16 protein-coding genes and 3 pseudogenes are annotated in these 17099 nt (G+C 70.4%); 10 read left to right on the top strand and 9 right to left on the bottom strand.

Annotation, left to right across the window (positions count from 1 at the left end):
* Positions 1 to 122: 122 nt before the first annotated feature.
* Positions 123 to 1454 carry a dicarboxylate/amino acid:cation symporter gene (locus tag K6K41_RS04855; RefSeq protein ID WP_261404122.1) on the top strand — a complete coding sequence of 444 codons (1332 nt, stop codon included), beginning with the start codon at positions 123 to 125 and terminating at the stop codon, positions 1452 to 1454.
* Positions 1455 to 1529: 75 nt separating this feature from the next.
* Positions 1530 to 2885: a sensor domain-containing phosphodiesterase gene (locus tag K6K41_RS04850; protein ID WP_261404121.1), complete on the top strand. Its 1356-nt coding sequence runs from the start codon at positions 1530 to 1532 to the stop codon at positions 2883 to 2885.
* Positions 2886 to 2982: 97 nt separating this feature from the next.
* On the opposite strand, the gene K6K41_RS04845 is transcribed toward K6K41_RS04850, so the two are convergent.
* Positions 2983 to 3588, bottom strand: coding sequence for a DNA-3-methyladenine glycosylase I (locus K6K41_RS04845; RefSeq protein ID WP_261404120.1), 606 nt, complete (start codon positions 3586 to 3588; stop codon positions 2983 to 2985).
* Positions 3585 to 4451 carry a CAF17-like 4Fe-4S cluster assembly/insertion protein YgfZ gene (gene ygfZ / locus K6K41_RS04840; RefSeq protein ID WP_261404119.1) on the bottom strand — a complete coding sequence of 289 codons (867 nt, stop codon included), beginning with the start codon at positions 4449 to 4451 and terminating at the stop codon, positions 3585 to 3587. The genes K6K41_RS04845 and ygfZ overlap by 4 nt, the downstream gene beginning before the upstream one ends.
* A 94-nt stretch (positions 4452 to 4545) precedes the next feature.
* Here ygfZ and K6K41_RS04835 point away from each other — a divergent pair.
* Together K6K41_RS04835 and K6K41_RS04830 are read left to right on the top strand one after the other, a co-directional pair.
* Positions 4546 to 5874: pseudogene (locus K6K41_RS04835) on the top strand (dihydroorotase).
* Between the two features lie 136 nt (positions 5875 to 6010).
* The gene (locus tag K6K41_RS04830) at positions 6011 to 6640 is read left to right on the top strand and encodes a LysE family translocator (protein WP_261404118.1); all 630 of its coding nucleotides are present in this window, start codon (positions 6011 to 6013) and stop codon (positions 6638 to 6640) included.
* Positions 6641 to 6680: 40 nt separating this feature from the next.
* On the opposite strand, the gene K6K41_RS04825 is transcribed toward K6K41_RS04830, so the two are convergent.
* The 4 genes from K6K41_RS04825 to K6K41_RS04810 all read right to left on the bottom strand — a co-directional run bounded on the left by K6K41_RS04825 (position 6681) and on the right by K6K41_RS04810 (position 8520).
* On the bottom strand, positions 6681 to 7070 hold the full coding sequence (locus K6K41_RS04825) for a hypothetical protein (protein ID WP_261404117.1): 390 nt from the start codon (positions 7068 to 7070) through the stop codon (positions 6681 to 6683).
* Between the two features lie 192 nt (positions 7071 to 7262).
* On the bottom strand, positions 7263 to 7517 hold the full coding sequence (locus K6K41_RS04820; RefSeq protein WP_261404116.1) for a hypothetical protein: 255 nt from the start codon (positions 7515 to 7517) through the stop codon (positions 7263 to 7265).
* Between the two features lie 107 nt (positions 7518 to 7624).
* A complete protein-coding gene (locus K6K41_RS04815; RefSeq protein WP_261404115.1) occupies positions 7625 to 8083 on the bottom strand; it encodes a TIGR02301 family protein in 459 nt (152 codons plus the stop codon).
* The gene (locus K6K41_RS04810) at positions 8080 to 8520 is read right to left on the bottom strand and encodes an NUDIX hydrolase (RefSeq protein WP_261404114.1); all 441 of its coding nucleotides are present in this window, start codon (positions 8518 to 8520) and stop codon (positions 8080 to 8082) included. The genes K6K41_RS04815 and K6K41_RS04810 overlap by 4 nt, the downstream gene beginning before the upstream one ends.
* A 111-nt stretch (positions 8521 to 8631) precedes the next feature.
* On the opposite strand from K6K41_RS04810, the gene K6K41_RS30195 reads away from it, so the two are divergent.
* Positions 8632 to 9006: an SOS response-associated peptidase family protein gene (locus tag K6K41_RS30195; RefSeq protein WP_428978570.1), complete on the top strand. Its 375-nt coding sequence runs from the start codon at positions 8632 to 8634 to the stop codon at positions 9004 to 9006.
* Positions 8898 to 9245: an SOS response-associated peptidase gene (locus tag K6K41_RS04805; RefSeq protein ID WP_261405647.1), complete on the top strand. Its 348-nt coding sequence runs from the start codon at positions 8898 to 8900 to the stop codon at positions 9243 to 9245. Before K6K41_RS30195 ends, K6K41_RS04805 begins: the two co-directional genes overlap by 109 nt.
* A 481-nt stretch (positions 9246 to 9726) precedes the next feature.
* On the opposite strand, the pseudogene K6K41_RS04800 reads toward K6K41_RS04805, so the two are convergent.
* Positions 9727 to 11151 (bottom strand): annotated as a pseudogene (locus K6K41_RS04800) (FAD-binding oxidoreductase); the annotation flags it as partial.
* A gap of 122 nt (positions 11152 to 11273) precedes the next feature.
* Between K6K41_RS04800 and K6K41_RS04795 the strand changes: the two are divergent.
* Complete coding sequence (locus tag K6K41_RS04795; protein WP_261404113.1) at positions 11274 to 12020, top strand: TylF/MycF/NovP-related O-methyltransferase; 747 nt, start codon at positions 11274 to 11276, stop codon at positions 12018 to 12020.
* Between the two features lie 115 nt (positions 12021 to 12135).
* Here K6K41_RS04795 and K6K41_RS04790 read toward each other — a convergent pair whose 3' ends face one another.
* Positions 12136 to 13239 carry an L-threonylcarbamoyladenylate synthase gene (locus tag K6K41_RS04790; protein WP_261404112.1) on the bottom strand — a complete coding sequence of 368 codons (1104 nt, stop codon included), beginning with the start codon at positions 13237 to 13239 and terminating at the stop codon, positions 12136 to 12138.
* A gap of 128 nt (positions 13240 to 13367) precedes the next feature.
* On the opposite strand from K6K41_RS04790, the gene K6K41_RS04785 reads away from it, so the two are divergent.
* The 3 genes and pseudogenes from K6K41_RS04785 to K6K41_RS04775 all read left to right on the top strand — a co-directional run.
* Complete coding sequence (locus tag K6K41_RS04785; RefSeq protein ID WP_261404111.1) at positions 13368 to 15143, top strand: acyl-CoA dehydrogenase family protein; 1776 nt, start codon at positions 13368 to 13370, stop codon at positions 15141 to 15143.
* A 109-nt stretch (positions 15144 to 15252) separates the two neighbouring features.
* On the top strand, positions 15253 to 16179 hold the full coding sequence (locus K6K41_RS04780) for a histone deacetylase family protein (protein ID WP_261404110.1): 927 nt from the start codon (positions 15253 to 15255) through the stop codon (positions 16177 to 16179).
* 49 nt (positions 16180 to 16228) lie between these two features.
* Positions 16229 to 16444 (top strand): annotated as a pseudogene (locus K6K41_RS04775) (exodeoxyribonuclease VII small subunit); the annotation flags it as partial.
* On the opposite strand, the gene K6K41_RS04770 reads toward K6K41_RS04775, so the two are convergent.
* Positions 16425 to 16916 (bottom strand): hypothetical protein, encoded by a 492-nt coding sequence (locus K6K41_RS04770; RefSeq protein WP_261405907.1) that lies wholly within the window; start codon positions 16914 to 16916, stop codon positions 16425 to 16427. The pseudogene K6K41_RS04775 and the gene K6K41_RS04770 sit on opposite strands and share 20 nt — an antisense overlap.
* Positions 16917 to 17099 lie beyond the last annotated feature (183 nt).

Raw genomic sequence — 17099 nt, 5'->3', positions numbered from 1 at the left:
TTGCGCGGGAAAGGACCCCTCGACGGTCACGGCGCCGCTAGCGTTTCGTGATCCACGCCCTATGACGTCTCCACCTCCCTCGGTCCGCCGGGACCGCAAGACCAATCAGGCGGAGACGCGACATGGCATCCACCACGGCCGAGACGGCCCCCGCGCCGACAGCCACGCCCTGGTACAAGATCCTCTATGTCCAGGTGCTGATCGCGGTCGCGATCGGCGTCGCGCTCGGCTACTTCTACCCCGATCTCGGCAAGGCGATGAAGCCGCTCGGCGACGGCTTCATCAAGCTCGTGAAGATGGTGATCGCGCCGATCATCTTCCTCACCGTGGTGCACGGCATCGCGTCGATGTCGGACATGAAGAAGGTCGGCCGCGTCGGCGTGAAGGCGCTCGTCTACTTCGAGCTCATGACCACGGTGGCGCTGATCATCGGCCTCGTGATCGTCAACCTGCTGCAGCCCGGCGCCGGCATGAACGTCGACCCGTCGAAGCTCGACGCCGGTTCGGTCGCCAAATACCAGAAGGCCGCCGAAGGCCAGACCATCACCGACTTCTTCCTGCACATCATTCCCGACCAGGTGGTCGGCGCCTTCGCGCAGGGCGAGATCATCCAGGTGCTGTTCTTCGCGATCCTGTTCGCCTTCGCGCTGCACATGATCGGCGACAAGGGCAAGCCGGTCATGGACCTGATCGACGCCTCGATGGAGATCTTCTTCAAGATCGTCGGCATCGTGATGCGCGCGGCCCCCATCGGCGCCTTCGGCGCGATGGCCTACACGATCGGCAGCCAGGGCGTCGGCGCGCTCGCCTCGCTCGCCTATCTCATGCTCGGCTTCTACCTCACCTGCCTGATCTTCGTGTTCGGCGTGCTGGGGATCGTGGGCTGGCTCACCGGCTTCTCGATCTTCAAGTTCGTCCGCTACATCGGCGAGGAGCTGCTGATCGTGCTCGGCACGTCCTCGTCGGAAAGCGTGCTGCCGCGCATGCTCGACAAGATGAAAAGGGCGGGCGCGGAGGAGAGCGTCGTCGGGCTCGTCATCCCGTCGGGCTATTCGTTCAATCTCGACGGCACCTGCATCTATCTGACGATGGCCGCGATCTTCCTCGCCCAGGCCACCAACACCGAGCAGACGCTCTGGCAGCAGATCGTCATCCTGCTGATCCTGCTGCTCACCTCGAAGGGGGCGGCGGGCGTCACGGGCTCCGGCTTCATCGTGCTCGCCGCGACGCTCCAGTCGGTGGAGCACATTCCCACCGCCGCGATCGCCCTCATCCTGGGCATCGACCGCTTCATGTCGGAGGCGCGCGCGCTCACCAACCTCGTCGGCAACGGCGTCGCGACCATCGTGGTGGCGAAGTGGGAGGGCGCGCTCGATGAGGAGAAGCTGCACGCCGAGCTCAACGGCAAGACCTCGGTACCGTCCGGCGAGAGCAGGGGTGCGGCGAATGGATAAAATGCAGCCGATAGTAAGAGTCGTCCCGCTTTCGGCAACCTTGGGTTAAGGTCTCGGGACCATCACCTTGGTCCCATGGGAAGTTCTCGCTCAAAGCCGATCCCCCAGGGATCGCCTGGCGGCGTCTCGATCAAGGTCTCCGAGGCGCTCGCCGATCATGCGGGCGTCGCCGCGATCGGGACCGACGATCCGATCGGCCGCGCGCTCGAAAGCGTGCGGCGACATCTGCGGATGGACGTCGCGTCCATTTCCGAGTTCGCAGGCGCGGCCAAGACCTTCCGCTACGTCCGCTCGCGCGCCGGCCGCGCGCCGATCTGGGCCGGGCTCTCGGTCCCGATCGCGGACGGCTACTGCAAGAAGGTGGTGGACGGGCTGCTGCCCGGCCTCATCGTCGACGCCTCGCGGCATCCGGCGGCGCGCGAGATCCCCGCGACGCGCGCCGTGCCGATCGGCTCGCACCTGTCGGTTCCGCTCGTGCTCGCGGACGGGCGCGTCTACGGCACGCTGTGCTGCTTCAGCTTCGCGCCGGACGTCACGCTGAACGAGCGCGACCTCGCGCTGCTCGCCGCCTTCGCCGACGTGCTCGCCTGCCAGATCGAGACGCAGCTCGTGGCGCTGCGCTCGCGCGACGAGCTCATCGATCGGCTCGCGGCCGCGATGCTCCGGCAGGAGCCTGCGATCGTCTACCAGCCGATCTTCAAGATGTTCGACATGAGCATCGCGGGCGCCGAGGCGCTCGCCCGCTTCGGGCTCGAGCCGAGGCGCGCGCCGGACGTGTGGTTCGCCGAAGCCGGCGCGCTCGACATGCGGACCGCGCTCGAGAAACAGGCGATCCGCAACGCGATCGACGGCTGCCGCGAGATCTGGACGGCGAGCCCCATCGATCTCAGCGTCAACTGCTCGCCGCAGACGATTGTCGAGGGCGACCTCGCGGCCTTCTTCCGCCACGACCCGTGCGAGCGGCTGATCCTGGAGATCACCGAGCACGACCACGTCGCCGAATACGGCCCTCTGCTGGCCGCGCTCGAGCCGCTGCGGCGCATGGGCGTGCGCGTGGCGGTCGACGACGCGGGGTCGGGCTACGCCAGCATGCGCCACATCGTTCATGTCGCGCCCGACTACATCAAGCTCGACCTCACTCTGACGCGCGGCATCGAGGAAGACCGGACGCGGCAGGCGCTCGCAAGCTCGCTGATCGAGTTCGGCCACCAGACGAACTGCAAGATCGTGGCCGAGGGCGTCGAGACGGCCGCCGAGCTGCTGACCCTCAGGAACCTCGGCGTCGACAAGGCGCAAGGCTATTTTCTCTCGCGGCCGATCCAGGCCGAGCACGTCGTGGACTTCGCCAGAGGCGCGGTCTCGACGCTCGCCGGGCGCGTGGCGTGGGAAGGCGCCGATCTCGGCACGCCGCCGACCGCGCTGCGCGCCTGAGCGTTATCGCCGGTTCCCGGGATTTGCGGGAGATCCGCAGCCGTCAGTCCCGCCTCGGCCGGAATGACGCCGGCGGTTCGGGCGCTTTTTTCTGCGGTCAGCGGCCGCCGGCGCGCCAGCACTCGTGCATGTGGTCGTCCACCATGCCGACCGCCTCCATGAAGGCGTAGACGATCACCGGACCGCAGAACACGAAGCCGCGTTTCTTCAGGTCCTTCGAGAGCTTTTCGGAGAGCGGCGTCGAAGTCGGCACCTCGGCGAAGGCGCGCGGGGCGTTGACCTTGGGCGCGCCGTCCACGAAGCCCCAGAGATAGTCGGAAAAATCCTCGCCCTTCTCGGCCATCGCGAGATAGGCGCGGGCGGATTTCACCGCGCCCTCGATCTTGGAGCGCGAGCGCACGATGCCGGGATTGGCCATCAGGCGCGCGACGTCGGCCTCGCCGTAAGCCGCCACGATCTCGGGCCGGAACCCCTCGAAGGCGGCGCGGAAGGCCTCGCGCTTCCGCAGGATCGTGATCCAGGCGAGACCCGCCTGGAAGCCGTCGAGCACCAGCTTTTCATAGAGCGCGCGGGCGTCGCGCTCCGGGCGGCCCCAGTCGGTGTCGTGATAGTGGACATAGAGCGGGTCGGTCCCGCACCAGGCGCAGCGCGTCTTCCCGTCCGGATGGACAAGGACCGAGGGTTTCGCCGAGGCTTGGCTCAAGCCGCGGTCTCGCCCGGCGCCGGGAAGCGCGTCCAGCCGGCCTTCTCGACGGTGAGCATGGCCGCGCCCGCGATCAGCGGCTGGCCCGCCTCTCGCGCTTCGGCCGCGCGGTCGAGACGAATCAGCGCGAGGCCGCGTCCTTCCACCGAGGAGCCCATGCGGCCGACCGTCTTCTCGCCGGCCAGCACCGCCGCGCCGACTTCCGGCGGCAGGCCGTCGATCCGCACCGGCGTCACCCGCGTGCGCGCCGTGCCGCGATGCTCCATGCGGCTCACGACCTCCTGGCCGACATAGCATCCCTTCTTGAAGTCGATGCCGTTCAGCTGGTCGAGGCAGGCCTCGTGCGGAAACGCGTCGCCATAGACGAAGTCGAGCCCGCCCATCGGCACGCCGAGCGCGATGCGGTGCTCGCGGTAGCGCTCGAGGCCGACGTCGGCGACGCCGTCGGGCATCGCCGAGCCCGGCGCGACATAGGCGCGCGCGCCGAGCCCGGGCAGGCGCGGGTCGATCACGAAGTCGGGCCCGCCGCGCGGCAGCAGCTGGCCGTCGCCCCAGACGACGAGCGTGCGGAACCGGTCGCTCGCGTCCTCGATCTCGACCTTCGAGCGCAGCTTGTAGAGCGTGAGCCGCCGCGCGATGTCGGCGGCGAGATGTCCGGCCAGGTCGAGGCGGAAGCCGCCCTCGATTCGCGAGGCCAGCATGTCGGCGATGATCTTGCCCTGCGGCGTCAGCAACGCCGCATAGGCCGCCCGTCCCGCCGCGAGCTTGCCCACGTCGTTGGTCAGGAGATTATCGAGAAACCGGCCGGCGTCCGACCCCGTCACGTGGAGGACGCCGCGACCGTCTAGGAAAGCGCCGCGCATCCGGCTTCTCCTGTCCGTGTTGCTTTCAGCCCCGCGCAAAGGTAGCTGGCCGGGGGAGCGGCCTCAAGCGGGTCCTTCGACGAGGAGGGAACACATGCCCGAGACCTTCGACCTCGTGATGACCCGGGCGTCGTCGCGAACCATGACGGCGAACGCCGCGCCGATATCGGCGTGCGCGACGGCCGCATCGCCGAGATCGGCGATCTGTCCGGCGCCTCGGCCGGAGAGACGATCGACTGCGCGGGCCTTCATTTGCTGCCCGGCGTCATCGACACGCAGGTGCATTTTCGCGAGCCGGGCGCCGAGCACAAGGAAGACCTCGAATCAGGCTCGCGCGCGGCCGTGCTCGGCGGCGTGACGGCGGTGTTCGAGATGCCCAACACCAATCCGCTCACCGTCACGCCCGAGGCGCTCGCCGACAAGCTGGCGCGGGCCAAGGGCCGCATGCATTGCGACCACGCCTTCTTCGTCGGCGGCACGCATGAGAACGCCAAGCACGTCGCCGAGCTGGAGCGCCTTCCGGGGGCCGCCGGCATCAAGATCTTCATGGGCTCGTCGACCGGCTCGCTGCTCGTTCAGGACGACGACGGCGTGTCCGAGATCCTCAGGCGCACCCGCCGGCGCGTGTCGTTCCATTCCGAGGACGAGCCGCGGCTCGTCGAGCGCAAGGGCGAGCGCATCCCCGGCGACCCGCAGAGCCACCCGGTGTGGCGCGACGTCGAGGTCGCGATGAAATGCACGCGCCGCCTCACGGCGATCGCCCGCCGGCACGGCGCCAAGATCCATGTGCTGCACATTTCGACGGCCGAGGAGATGCGCTTCCTCGCCGACTACAAGGACGTGGCGACGGTCGAATGCACGCCGCACCACCTCACGCTCGGCTCCGACGCCTACGCAAGGCTCGGCGCGAAGGCGCAGATGAACCCGCCGGTGCGCGACGACGCCCATCGCGAGGGCATCTGGTGGGGGCTCCGTCAGGGCGTCGTCGACGTGCTCGGCTCCGACCACGCGCCCCATCAGCTCGAGGAGAAGGCCAAGCCCTATCCCGACAGCCCCTCGGGGATGACGGGCGTGCAGACGCTTGTGCCGATCATGCTCGACCACGTCGCGGCCGGGCGCCTCAGCCTCGCCCGCTTCGTCGACCTGTCGAGCCACGGGCCCTCGCGCATCTTCGGCATCGCGCGCAAGGGCCGGATCGCGGTCGGCTATGACGCCGACGTCACGGTGGTGGACCTGAAGCGCCGCGAGACGATCACCAATGCGTGGATCGGCTCAAAAAGCCGCTGGACGCCCTATGACGGGGTCGGTCACCGGGTGGCCGGTCGGGACGGTCATTCGGGGGCGGCGCGTGATGTGGGACGGGGAGATCGTGACGCCGGGATCCGGCGAGCCGGTGCGCTTCATCGACACGCTCGCCGCGTGAGCGGCGCGGCGGGACGATCTGGCCGGGCCTGCGGCCCGCGGCTTGCTTCGCAGGCGGCGGACGCCACTTCGACCCTGCGCCCCGCCCGACTCTCCAGCGAAAGCCGAACCATCGTGCCGAGGAGACGCCCGTCGTGATGGACCTGTCGCTGATCGCGACCGGCATGGCCATCGGCGTGGGCGTCAACGCGCCCGTCGGTCCGGTGAACGTCATGTGCATCCACCGGGCGATCCGGAACGGACCGACCTCGGCGATGGCGGCGGGCTTCGGGGCGTGGGTGGCGGACGTGATCTTCGCCGCCGCCGCCGCCTTCGGCGTCACGGCGATCTCGGCCTTCGTCGAGGGCCATCTGCCGGTGATCAAGGTGGTGGGCGGCGCGGTGATGATCGCCTTCGCGATGAAGCTGCTCTATGCGCCGTCTTCGATGAGCTCGGCGCCCGCCAACGACACCAAGCTGTCGCTGTTCCACGCCGCGCTCACCTCGCTGGTGCTGACCGCGACCAACCCGGCCGTGCTGCTCGGCTTCTTCGCGATCTTCGGCGGGCTCGCCGGCATCGGCGACGATCCGGGCTACGGCACGGCGGCGCAGCTCACCATCGGGGTCGCGATCGGAAGCGCGGCCTGGTGGGCGCTGCTCTCGACCGGCGCCAGCCGGCTGCGCGAGCGAATCGCGGAGAAATGGCTCGGGCGCATCAACACGATCTCGGGCGGCGCGCTCGCGATCTTCGGCTTCATCGTGCTGATCGGCGTCGCGCTCGGCTATTGAGGACGCGGCGGCTCGGGAGCCGCCGCGCCGCCTCGTCAGGTCAGCCGCAGATCACGATGAGCGTGAAGGGAGCGTCCTGCTCCTTGCGGCTCTTGCCGTTGAAGGTCTCGACATAGAGCGTGTCGGTGGTGCCGAAGAGGCCGCTGACGGTGATGAAGTTCGGCGGGAAGAAGCCCCGGAAGCGGCCGTAGCCGATCGAGCCCGTCCACACGCAGCCGGTCAGGTCGCGCTTGAACTTGACGGCCCACTGGCCGTCCTTGGCCCCGCCATTGGCGCGAACGACCGAGTCGACGCCGATGCCGTTGATGAGCGCGCCGTCGAGGTCGACCGCCGCCGCCGAGCTGGGCGCGCCGAGCGCGGAGCCGGCGACGCTCGGGCCGACCATCAGGAGGCTCGCCGAAACCGCGAGCGCTGCGAAAAGCTTAGACATGCGTATTCCCCCACAAACGACGTTTGCAGGAGTGCTGTAGTACAGCTTCAAGTTTCGGGCAATTGACGCAAAGTTATCGTCGGGCGATCAATGCTTCTGATCGCTCGACGATGACCAATGTTGCTTGGCGCTCGGGCGTGTCGGAAAGCTGCGGTCGCACGCCCGGCGAAGTCCAGAGCGCGCGCCGACCGATCAGTGCGGCAGGCGCGGCAGCGTGTAGCCGCCGGTCCGGATGCGTTCGGGCAGCTTCTCGGCGAAGCGGGCGGTGGCCTCCTCGCCGAAGGACAGCACCAGCTCCTTCAGCGCCGCGAACAGGGCCGCATGCGCGACGCAGTCGGGCGAGATGCCGTCGAGCAGGGCCTCTTCCCAGGCCTCGTCGAGATAAGCGAGCGCGGCGCGGCGGCCGTCGACAGGGGTGTCGTCCGTAGTCGTATCGTCGTGACTCATACTCGGTCCCTGCTCCCAGACTCAGGACCGTATCGGGTTTCAGGCCCGGGCGAAGCCGATTCTCGAAGAAAGGGTTAACGCGCTTCGGAAAACTCGGGGGTGGCCGTTTACGGTCCGTAACGAGATTTCACGTCCGTCGCGATCTTCGAGGTCTCGGCCAGGAACAGCCGGCTCGCCGCGCGCGCGGCCGGCGTGCAGGCGCGGTAGCTGCGCGCCCAGGTGCGGAAGCTCGCATTGAACGCGCCGGCCAGGCGATCCCGGCGGTCGGGCGCCGGTTGCTCCGCCTCGATGAGCGCCGCCATCCGGTCGCGCCACTGGTTGGCGTCGCTCTCCTGGCAGACCGTCCGCAGGTGGTGGAGCGCGCCGAGCAGCTCGGCGAGCCGCATCATCTGCGGCTCATAGGGCGGCGGCGCGTTGGGATCGGGCGCGGCCGGCCGCGCCGGGGGAGGGGGCGCGGCGGTCGGCGTCGGGGGCGAATGGCGCTGCCGGCCGGCGTCGCCCGGCTGCGCGGCGAGCGGCGCGGCGCCGAGCGCGAGCGCCGCAAGTAGGACGACGGCGCGCCTCACGATCCCGCCTCCTTCGCAAGCGCCGCCGCGCGCTCGATCACGCGGGCGAGCCCCTCGGTGGTCTCGTAGCCGCCGATCTCGTCCGGGCCGACCCAGGCGATCGCGTCGGCCTCGTCGCCGACGCTCGCTTCGCCCGCCGTCCAGCGGCCGCAATAGGCGAAGATCACGGCGTGGCTGAGCGCGTCTCCGCCGTCGTTCCGCCGGATCGCCTCGACGACCTCGGCGAGGCCCAGGATTTCGGCCGAGACGCCGGTCTCCTCCATGAGCTCCCGGCGCGCCGCCTCCATGGCGGTCTCGCCGAACTCGATTCGCCCTCCCGGCAACGACCAGAGCCCCCGTCCGGGCTCGCGGACGCGGCGCGCGATCAGCACCTTGCCGTCGCGGAAACAGGCGAGGCTCGCGGCGAGGATCGGCCGGGGCGCCTGGCCGCCGGTCACGCGGCGCCTCCCGATTCCGCTTGATCGGACCCGTTGAGCCGTGCGAGCACGCCGGGCGCCGGAAGGCGGGGCGCCGAAGAGACTCGGTCGCCGCGATGCAGGACATCGATCATGTGCGGACGCTTCGCCCTGACTTCGCCGAGAGCCGCCGTCGAGGCGCTGACGGGCGCCGTCTCGGCCGCGGAGTTCGAGCCGCGCTATAACATCTCGCCGTCGCAAATGGTGAAGGCCGTCGCCGAAGACGGCGATAAGCGGTTGATTTCGGACTATCGCTTCGGGCTCTCGCCGGGCTTCGCCACCGAGGGGGGGGCGCGCCGCAGCTCGTCGTCAACGCCCGCGCCGAGACCGCGGCGCAGCGCCCGGCCTTCCGCTCCGCGCTGCATGGGCGCCGCTGCCTCGTGCCCGCCGACGCCTGGTATGAGTGGAAGACGCTCGGGCGCTTCAAGCAGCCCTATCTCATCCGCCGCGCCGACCGCGCGCTCGTGACCTTCGCGGCTGTGGGACGTCGCGACCCTGGCCGACGGCCAGAAGTGAGGGCGCTCGCCATCGTCACCACGGCGGCCGGCGCCGACGTCTCGGGGATCCACGACCGCATGCCGGCGGTCGTCGCGCCCGAGCATCGCGACGCCTGGCTCGACGCGCCGGGTCGACGGGCGGCCTCGCGCTGCGGTGCCTGGAGCCTGCGTCGGCCGGAACCTTCGAGACGATCGCGATCGGCGCGCTGATCAACCGGCCGTCGAACGACGGTCCCGAGGTCCAGCAGCCGGCGCCGGAGCGCGGCGAGGGCGACCCGGCGCAGCCGCGCCTGATCTGACGGTCTCAGCCGCGCGGCGCGACGCGGGAGTAGGGCGGGAACACGCCGCGTTCGGTCGGACGGGCGCGCTCGGCGGTGTCGACCGGCTCGCAGACGCCCGCGCTCTCGACGCCGCATGTTCGCGCTCGGACCCAGCGGCAGGCCGCATAGCCGCCCGCGCCTTTCTGGCAGACCTGCTCCTTGTAGCGACGACGTCGACGCGCGGCGCGCGCAGGCGTCGACCGTCACCCTGACGCCTCCGCCCATCGGGCGGTCGCGGCCTTGGCCGAGAACGAGAGGACGAGCGCCGCCATCAAGGCGACGAAGAGGCGGCCGGCGACGCGGGACATGCGGCTCCACAGGACTTCTGGAGCCGCATCATGGAGACCGTGGTTAAGCGCGGTTTCCGGCGCGAGCAGCACGCCCGGATTGAACAGGCCCTTCGGATCGAGCGCGAGCTTCACGGTGCGGAACAGGTCGAGCTCGACCTGCGACTTCACGCCTGGCAGCAGGTCGCGCTTCAGCCGGCCGACGCCGTGCTCGGCCGCGATCGAGCCGCCATAGGCCGCCACGATGTCGTGCACCACGCGGTTCATCGCGTCCCAGCCTTCGAGATAGGTCTTCTTGTCGGCTCCGACCGGCTGGCTGACGTTGAAGTGGATGTTGCCGTCGCCGAGATGGCCGAAGGCGACGACGCGCGCGCCGTCGAGATGCTGCTCGACCGCGGCCGTGGCCTCGACGATGAAGTCCGCGACCTTGGAGAGCGGCGTCGAGACGTCGTGCTTGATCGAGCCGCCGGCATGGCCCTGGGCCTCGGACAGCCCGAGCCGATGCGCCAGAAGGCTTCGGCCTGCTCGCCGGACGCCGCGATCGCGGCGTCCGTGACGGTCCCGTCCTCGAAGCGGCCTCGAGGATCTGCTCCATGGTCCTGCGCGAGCCCGACCTCGAGCGGCGACGACAGCTCCAAGAGCACGTACCAGGGCGAGGGCTCGGCGAGCGGGTCGCGCGTGCCGGGCACATGGGCGAAGGTCATTTCGAGGCCGATGCGCGGCATCAGCTCGCAGCGGTGAGCGCCTGTCCGGCGCTCGCCCGCGCCGCGCGGAACAGCGCGAGCGCGGCGTGCGGCGAGGGCACGGCCACGAAGGCCGTCGCGGTCTCGCGCGCGGCGGGAAACAGCTTGATCACCGCCGCGGTGACGACGCCGAGCGTGCCCTCCGAGCCGATGAAGAGATGCTTGAGGTCATAGCCGGTGTTGTCCTTGCGCAGGCGTCTCAGCCCGTTCCAGATCCGCCCGTCGGGCAGCACCGCCTCGACGCCGAGCACGAGGTCGCGAGTGTTGCCGTAGGCCACGACGCCGACGCCGCCGGCGTTCGACGCGATGTTGCCGCCGATCGTGCAGGTGCCCTCCGAGCCGAGGCCAAGGGGAACAGCCGCCCGGCCTCGGAGGCCGCCTCCTCGCGACGCGCTGGAGCGTGACGCCGGCCTCCACCACCATCAGGTTCTCGTCGGCGTCGACCTCGCGGATGCGGTCGAGCTTGGCGGTCGAGACGAGGATCTGCGCCGCTGAGATCCGGCGTCTGGCCGCCCACGAGCCCGGTGTTGCCGCCCTGGGGCACGACCGCGACGCCGGCCTCATGCGCGAGCGCGACGATCGCCGAGACCTCCTCGACGGTCCGGGGCGTCAGAACGAGCGCGGCCTTGCCCTTGTAGAGTCCGCGCGGCTCGGCGAGCTTCGGCGCGGCCGCGTCGTCGTCGAGCCGGTCGCGGTCGGCGACGAGGGCCGCGAAACGGGCGATGAGGTCTGGCGACAGGGGGGCGGCGGCTGCGGTCTCGGTCATGGCGGCGCGAGGTTAGCATTCTCGTGTGGCGGGGTCCGCACGCAATGTTCTGAACGCCGCTCCGGCGCCTTGACGAGCGGGCGCGCCAAGCTTCTAGCTCCACGCGAATGTGGGGAACCGAGATGAGCGTGAAACAGGGGCCGATGGGCCGGCGCAAGAGCGCCTCCGAGGGCAAGCGCGTTCGGCGCGAGATGCTCATCGCCGGGCTTGCGAAGTTCGGTCTTCAGAAGATCGAGAAGCGCCTGCCGGAATGGCGCAAGCGCGACTACTTCGCCTCCGCGCGCGGCCACGCCATCGAGGGCATCCCCGACGAGCGCTGCTTCGTGCTGCAGAACGTCATCCGCGCGCTGAAGGACGTGCCCGGCGACGTCGCCGAATGCGGGCTGCGCTTCGGCAAGAGCACCGCCTTCATGCTGGAGGCCGACCCGCGCAAGGACCGCTCCTGGCGCCTGTTCGACAGCTTCGAGGGCCTCTCCGAGCCGGAAGCCGCGGACGCGCTCGCCGACACCGGCAAGGCCCATTGGGGCAAGTCCGACCTCGACGTGCCCGAGGAGATCGTGCGGCGGGATCTCCAGGGCTTCGGCCAGGACCTGCACTTCTACAAGGGCTGGATCCCGACGCGCTTCCCGGAGGTCGCGGACCGGACCTTCGCGCTGCTGCATGTCGACGTCGACCTCTATCGGCCGACGGTCGATTCGCTCGAGTTCTTCTGGCCGCGCATGGTCCCGGGGGCGGTGGTGGTCTGCGACGACTACGGCTCGCGCAAGTGCCCCGGCGCCAAGCAGGCCTTCGACGAGTTCTTCGCCGACAAGGACGCGCGGCTGATCGAGCTGCCGACCGTGCAGGCGCTGGTGTTCAAGCCGGGCTGAGGGCGCGGGAGCGGCCTTCGGCGCACGCTCTCTCTCTCTCTCTCTCTCTCTCTCTCAACGGTCCTCATGCTGAGGAGCTCGCCGGAGGCGAGCGTCTCGAAGCACGCAGTACGCTTCAGCTGCGGAGAGACTGCGTGCTTCGAGACGGCCCTTCGGGCCTCCTCAGCATGAGGACCGTTGACGGAGCGAGCGCGGGAAGTGAGGACCGGCGGAGGTTCGGGCGCTCACCCGCGCGGGCGGCGGCCCGCTCCAGCCGGTCGCGGATCGCCTCGCCGAGGCCGGTCGCCGGGATCGGCGCGACCGCGATGCGGGCGGCGCCGGAAGCGTCGAGGCGGCGCAGCGCCGCGAACAGGCGCGCGGCCGCCTCGCGCAGGTCGCCCGACGGGCTCAGGTTCTCGTAAGCCGCCGCCTGCGCGCCGAGGCCATGGTCCGGCCCGAACCCCAGAAGGGCTTCGCCTGCGGAGAGCTCCGTCGCGTCGAGCCGCACAGCGGCGTTCGGGGCGTAATGCGAGGTGAGGCGGCCGGGCGCGAGCGGCGCGGCCTCGTCGGAGACGGCCTCCGCCAGAGAGCGCCCGAGCACGGCTTCGATCGCCTCGCGCGGCAGGCCTCCGGGCCGCAGCAGCCGCGGCTCTGCGTCGAGGCACGCGACGATCGTGGATTCGACCCCGACCGCCGTTTCGCCCCCGTCGAGGACCGCGTCGATGCGGCCGTCGAGATCGGCGAGAACATGGTCGGCGGTCGTCGGGCTCACGCGGCCTGAGCGGTTGGCCGAGGGCGCGACGACAGGGCGGCCGGCGGCCTCCAGAAGGGCGCGGGCGAGCGGATGGTCGGGCGCGCGCAGCGCGACGCTCGGAAGGCCGGCGCGAGCCAGATCGCAGACCGGGGAGGTCTCCTCGCAGGGAACCACGAGCGTCAGCGGACCCGGCCAGAACGCTGCGGCGAGCATTCGCGCGGTCGCGTCGAACCGCCCGAGCGCCAAGGCGGCTTCAAGCGAAAGCACATGGGCGATCAGCGGGTTGAACGAGGGCCTTCCCTTGGCGGCGTAGAGCGAGGCGACCGCCATCGGGTCGGTGGCGTCCGCGCCGAGGCCGTAGACGGTCTCCGTCGGGAAGGCCACGAGACCTCCCTTCGCGATCAGCCGGCCGGCCGCCGCGACGTCGGCGGCGGTGAGGCGGCGGGTGGCGCGGCTCGCAGGATGATCGGCGGCGGGGGCGGTCACTTCGGTCTCGGCGTTGGGTGGACCCCGCGCCGCGGCGCGGCGGTTGCGGGGCGGCGCGCGATGGCGGATAGACGCGTTGGAGCGGCGGCCGTCAAGCCGCGAGAAAAAAGCCGCCCGGAGGACGACCCATGACCTACCGCGCCCCCGTCGCCGACATGCTGTTCGCGCTCGAAAACGCAGGAGGGCTCTGGGCCGCGCGGGACGAGGGCCTCTACGCCGAACTCGACAGCGAGACGATCGCGGCGATCCTCGAGGAGGCCGGCGCCTTCGCGAGCGGGGAGCTCGCGCCGCTGAACCTCGCCGGCGACCGCGAGGGCTGCCGGCTCGAAGGCGGCGCGGTCACGACCCCGGCCGGCTGGGCCGGCGCCTATCAGCGCTGGGCGGCCGCCGGCTGGAACGGAGTGCTGGCCGGCGAAGCGCATGGCGGACAGGGCCTGCCCACCGCGGTCTGGGCGCTCACCAGCGAGCTCTGGTCGCAGGGCTCCATGGCGTTCGGCCTCTGTCCGCTCCTGACCCAGGGCGCGATCGAGGCGCTCGAACGCCACGCCTCCGACGAGCTCAAGGCCGCCTATCTCGACAAGCTGGTGGCCGGGACCTGGACCGCCACCATGAACCTCACCGAGCCGCAGGCGGGCTCCGACCTCGCGCTGCTGCGCGCGCGCGCCGATCGGGCGGGCGACGGGAGCTACCGGATCTTCGGATCGAAGATCTTCATCACCTATGGCGAGCACGACATGGCCGAGAACATCGTCCATCTCGTCCTTGCGCGGCTGCCGGACGCGCCCGAGGGCACGCGCGGCATCTCGCTGTTCCTCGTGCCGAAGTTCCTGCCGAACGCGGACGGGACGCCGGGCGAGCGCAACGACGTCGTCTGCGCGGGGCTCGAGGAGAAGCTCGGCATCCACGGTTCGCCGACCTGCACGATGGCCTATGGCGAGGGCGGCGGCGCGGTCGGCTTTCTGGTCGGCGAGGAGCACCGGGGCCTGGCCTGCATGTTCACGATGATGAACAACGCGCGGCTTGCGGTCGGCCTGCAGGGCGTCGCGGTCGCCGAGCGCGCGACCCAGCACGCGCTGGCCTACGCCCATGAGCGCCGGCAGGGGAAAGCCGCCGACGAGCCGGGCCCGGCGCCGATCGTTGCCCATCCGGACGTGCGGCGGATGCTGCTGACCATGAAGGCGCTGACGGCCGCGTCGCGCGGGATCTGCTACCGCGCCGCAGTCGAGCTCGATCGCGGACGCTTCCTTGAAAACACAGGAGAGGCCAAGGCCGCGCAGGAGCGCGCAAGCCTGCTGATCCCGATCGCCAAGGCGTTCGGCACCGACGTCGGCTGCGAGGTCGCCTCGCTCGGCGTGCAGGTGTTCGGCGGCATGGGCTTCGTCGAGGAGACCGGCGCGGCCCAGTTCCTGCGCGACGCGCGCATCGCGCCGATCTACGAGGGCACGAACGGCATCCAGGCGATCGACCTCGTCACCCGCAAGCTGCCGCTTTCCGGCGGCGAGACCGTGCGGGGCGTGATCGCCGACCTCCGCGGCGTCGCAAGCCGCGCCGCCGAGGCGAACGCGCCCGGCTTCGGCGCGGCCGCCCACCGGCTCGACGACGCGCTCGACGCGCTCGAGGACGCGACAGCATGGCTTTCGGCGCCGGACCGTTCGTCCGCCCATGCGCTCGCCGGCGCGACGCCTTACCTGCGGCTGTTCGGCCTTGCGGCGGGCGGGGCGGCGCTGGTCGAGGAGGCGCTCGCCGCCCGCCGGTCCGGAGACGCGCGAGCCGAGGCGCGCGCCGCGCTCGCCCGCTTCTTCGCCGAGAACCTCGCTGTGGCGGCGCGGGGTCTCGCGACGAGCGTCATGGAAGGCGCCGACGCGCTTTCCGGGGCCGACGTCGAGGCCGCGCTCGCGCTCTGAGCTCTGGCATGCCTCGACGGCGCGGGTCCTGCGCGCCATCTTGATCGCCGAAAGCGCAAGCGCCGACACAAGACCGCCGACGAAGGCCGCCCGAGGGAGGGCTCCCGCCGTGAGCACGCTGCTGATCTCGCATCCGTCCTACGCCGAGCACCTCGTGCCGCCCGGCCATCCCGAACGGCCCGAGCGCATGCGCGCCGTCGAGCAGGCGTTGGAGGCCGAGGCGTTCCAGGCGCTGCTGCGCGAGGCCGCGCCGCTCGCCGAGCCCGAGGTCGCCAAGCTCGCCCATCCCGCGCGCTTCGTCGACGCGCTCGAAGAGGCGCGGCCGCGCGAAGGCATGGTGCGGATCGACGGCGACACCGTCATGAGCCCCGGCACCTGGGAGGCGGTGCTGCGCGCGCTCGGCGCCTCGATCCACGCCGTCGACGAGGTCGTCGAGGGCCGCGTCAAGAACGCCTTCTGCGCGCAGCGTCCGCCCGGACATCACGCCGAGGCCGAGGTCGCGATGGGCTTCTGCCTGTTCAATTTCGCGGTGGTGGCGGCCAAGCACGCGCAGAAGAAGCACGGCCTCGAGAAGATCGCGATCGTCGACTTCGACGTCCATCACGGCAACGGCACGCAAGCCCTTGTCTGGTCCGACAAATCGATCTTCTACGGCTCGACCCACCAGATGCCGCTGTTCCCCGGCACCGGCGCGCGGTCCGAGATCGGCGTCGGCAACGTCGTGAACTGCCCGATGCGCGCCGGCGACGGCGGCTCGCGGTTCCACGAGGCCTTCGACCAGTCGATCCTGCCCTCGCTCAGGACGTTCTCGCCCGACCTCATCATCATCTCGGCGGGCTTCGACGCCCATGCGCGCGACCCGCTCGGCAGCCTGGAGCTCACCGCCGAGGACTATGGCTGGATGACGCGCGCGCTGCTCGACGTCGCGGAGGAAACAGCCGGGGGGCGGGTGGTGTCGGTGCTCGAAGGCGGCTACGACCTGAAGGGCCTCGCCGACTCGACGGCCGCCCATGTCCGAGCCCTGATGGGCTCCTGAGCGCAGGAAGACCGCCCCCGTGACCGAGCCGCTTGCCGATCCGAAGACCATGGCGTTCGAGGCCGCGCTCGCCGAACTCGAGAAGATCGTGGCGCGGCTCGAGCAGGGCCAGGCGCCGCTCGAGGAGTCGATCGACCTCTACCGTCGCGGCGAGACGCTGAAAGTCCGCTGCGACGAGCTGCTGAAGCGCGCCGAGGCGCGGGTCGAGACCATCGCGGTGGGGGCCGACGGCGGGGCGAGCGGCCTCAAGCCGATCCCGAATAGGCTCCGCGCGCGCTTGGGCTGCTGTCAGGGGACGAAGATCCCGACAGGCTCAGATTGTGGACGTAGCAATAGGTTCCCTCGTCCATCCGGTTCTTGACGAACCGGTACTCGAACGACACCGGGCCCTTGTTGATCTTGAACACGCGCGTGTTCGACAGATTGACGGCGACGCTCTCGCCGAGCGGCGTCGACGTCGTGACCGGGGGCATCCGCATGGCGAAGCGGGTGACGCCGTCTCCCGTAGCGCTGAACGGTTCGTCGGGGGTGTTGATGCGCGCCGACAGGTCGATCACGCCGTAATTTCCAACCCGGGTCTCAGTGTTCAAGCACTGCATCGCCCCGGTCGCGGTGACGATGACCTTGCCGGAGTTCGGCGCGCGGAAGCTGAGCTTGTTGATCGGCCCGAACTCGCTGTAGGTGCCAAATTCCGTACAGTACCCGCCCTGGTAGACGCAGGGACCTGATCCGACCACGACAGGGTCTGCGGCCGCGGGGCCGCGGCTGTCATGACGGAGAAAAACGCAACAAGCACAATCGCGAAGCGGTTCGTCATCGGGGACTCCGGAACCACGAGGGGCGAGGATTGGATCGACTAAATCTTGCTGCAATGCGGTGGATTAAGTATCGCGCTACCTGATTTCTCTGTCCAGTCGCCC

The sequence above is a fragment of the Chenggangzhangella methanolivorans genome (assembly GCF_019797865.1).
Lineage (GTDB): Bacteria > Pseudomonadota > Alphaproteobacteria > Rhizobiales > Methylopilaceae > Methylopila > Methylopila methanolivorans.
The sequence above is the reverse complement of the archived record's forward strand: the minus strand, read 5'-3'. Positions and strand labels throughout refer to the sequence as shown.

Bases quoted from the DNA above. Each gene is read 5' to 3' on its own strand.
- K6K41_RS04855 (WP_261404122.1), top strand. From the start codon at position 123: ATGGCATCCACCACGGCCGAGACGGCCCCCGCGCCGACAGCCACGCCC.
- K6K41_RS04850 (WP_261404121.1), top strand. From the start codon at position 1,530: ATGGGAAGTTCTCGCTCAAAGCCGATCCCCCAGGGATCGCCTGGCGGC.
- ygfZ (WP_261404119.1), bottom strand. From the start codon at position 4,451: ATGCGCGGCGCTTTCCTAGACGGTCGCGGCGTCCTCCACGTGACGGGG.
- K6K41_RS04830 (WP_261404118.1), top strand. From the start codon at position 6,011: ATGGACCTGTCGCTGATCGCGACCGGCATGGCCATCGGCGTGGGCGTC.
- K6K41_RS04825 (WP_261404117.1), bottom strand. From the start codon at position 7,070: ATGTCTAAGCTTTTCGCAGCGCTCGCGGTTTCGGCGAGCCTCCTGATG.
- K6K41_RS04820 (WP_261404116.1), bottom strand. From the start codon at position 7,517: ATGAGTCACGACGATACGACTACGGACGACACCCCTGTCGACGGCCGC.
- K6K41_RS30195 (WP_428978570.1), top strand. From the start codon at position 8,632: ATGTGCGGACGCTTCGCCCTGACTTCGCCGAGAGCCGCCGTCGAGGCG.
- K6K41_RS04795 (WP_261404113.1), top strand. From the start codon at position 11,274: ATGAGCGTGAAACAGGGGCCGATGGGCCGGCGCAAGAGCGCCTCCGAG.
- K6K41_RS04785 (WP_261404111.1), top strand. From the start codon at position 13,368: ATGACCTACCGCGCCCCCGTCGCCGACATGCTGTTCGCGCTCGAAAAC.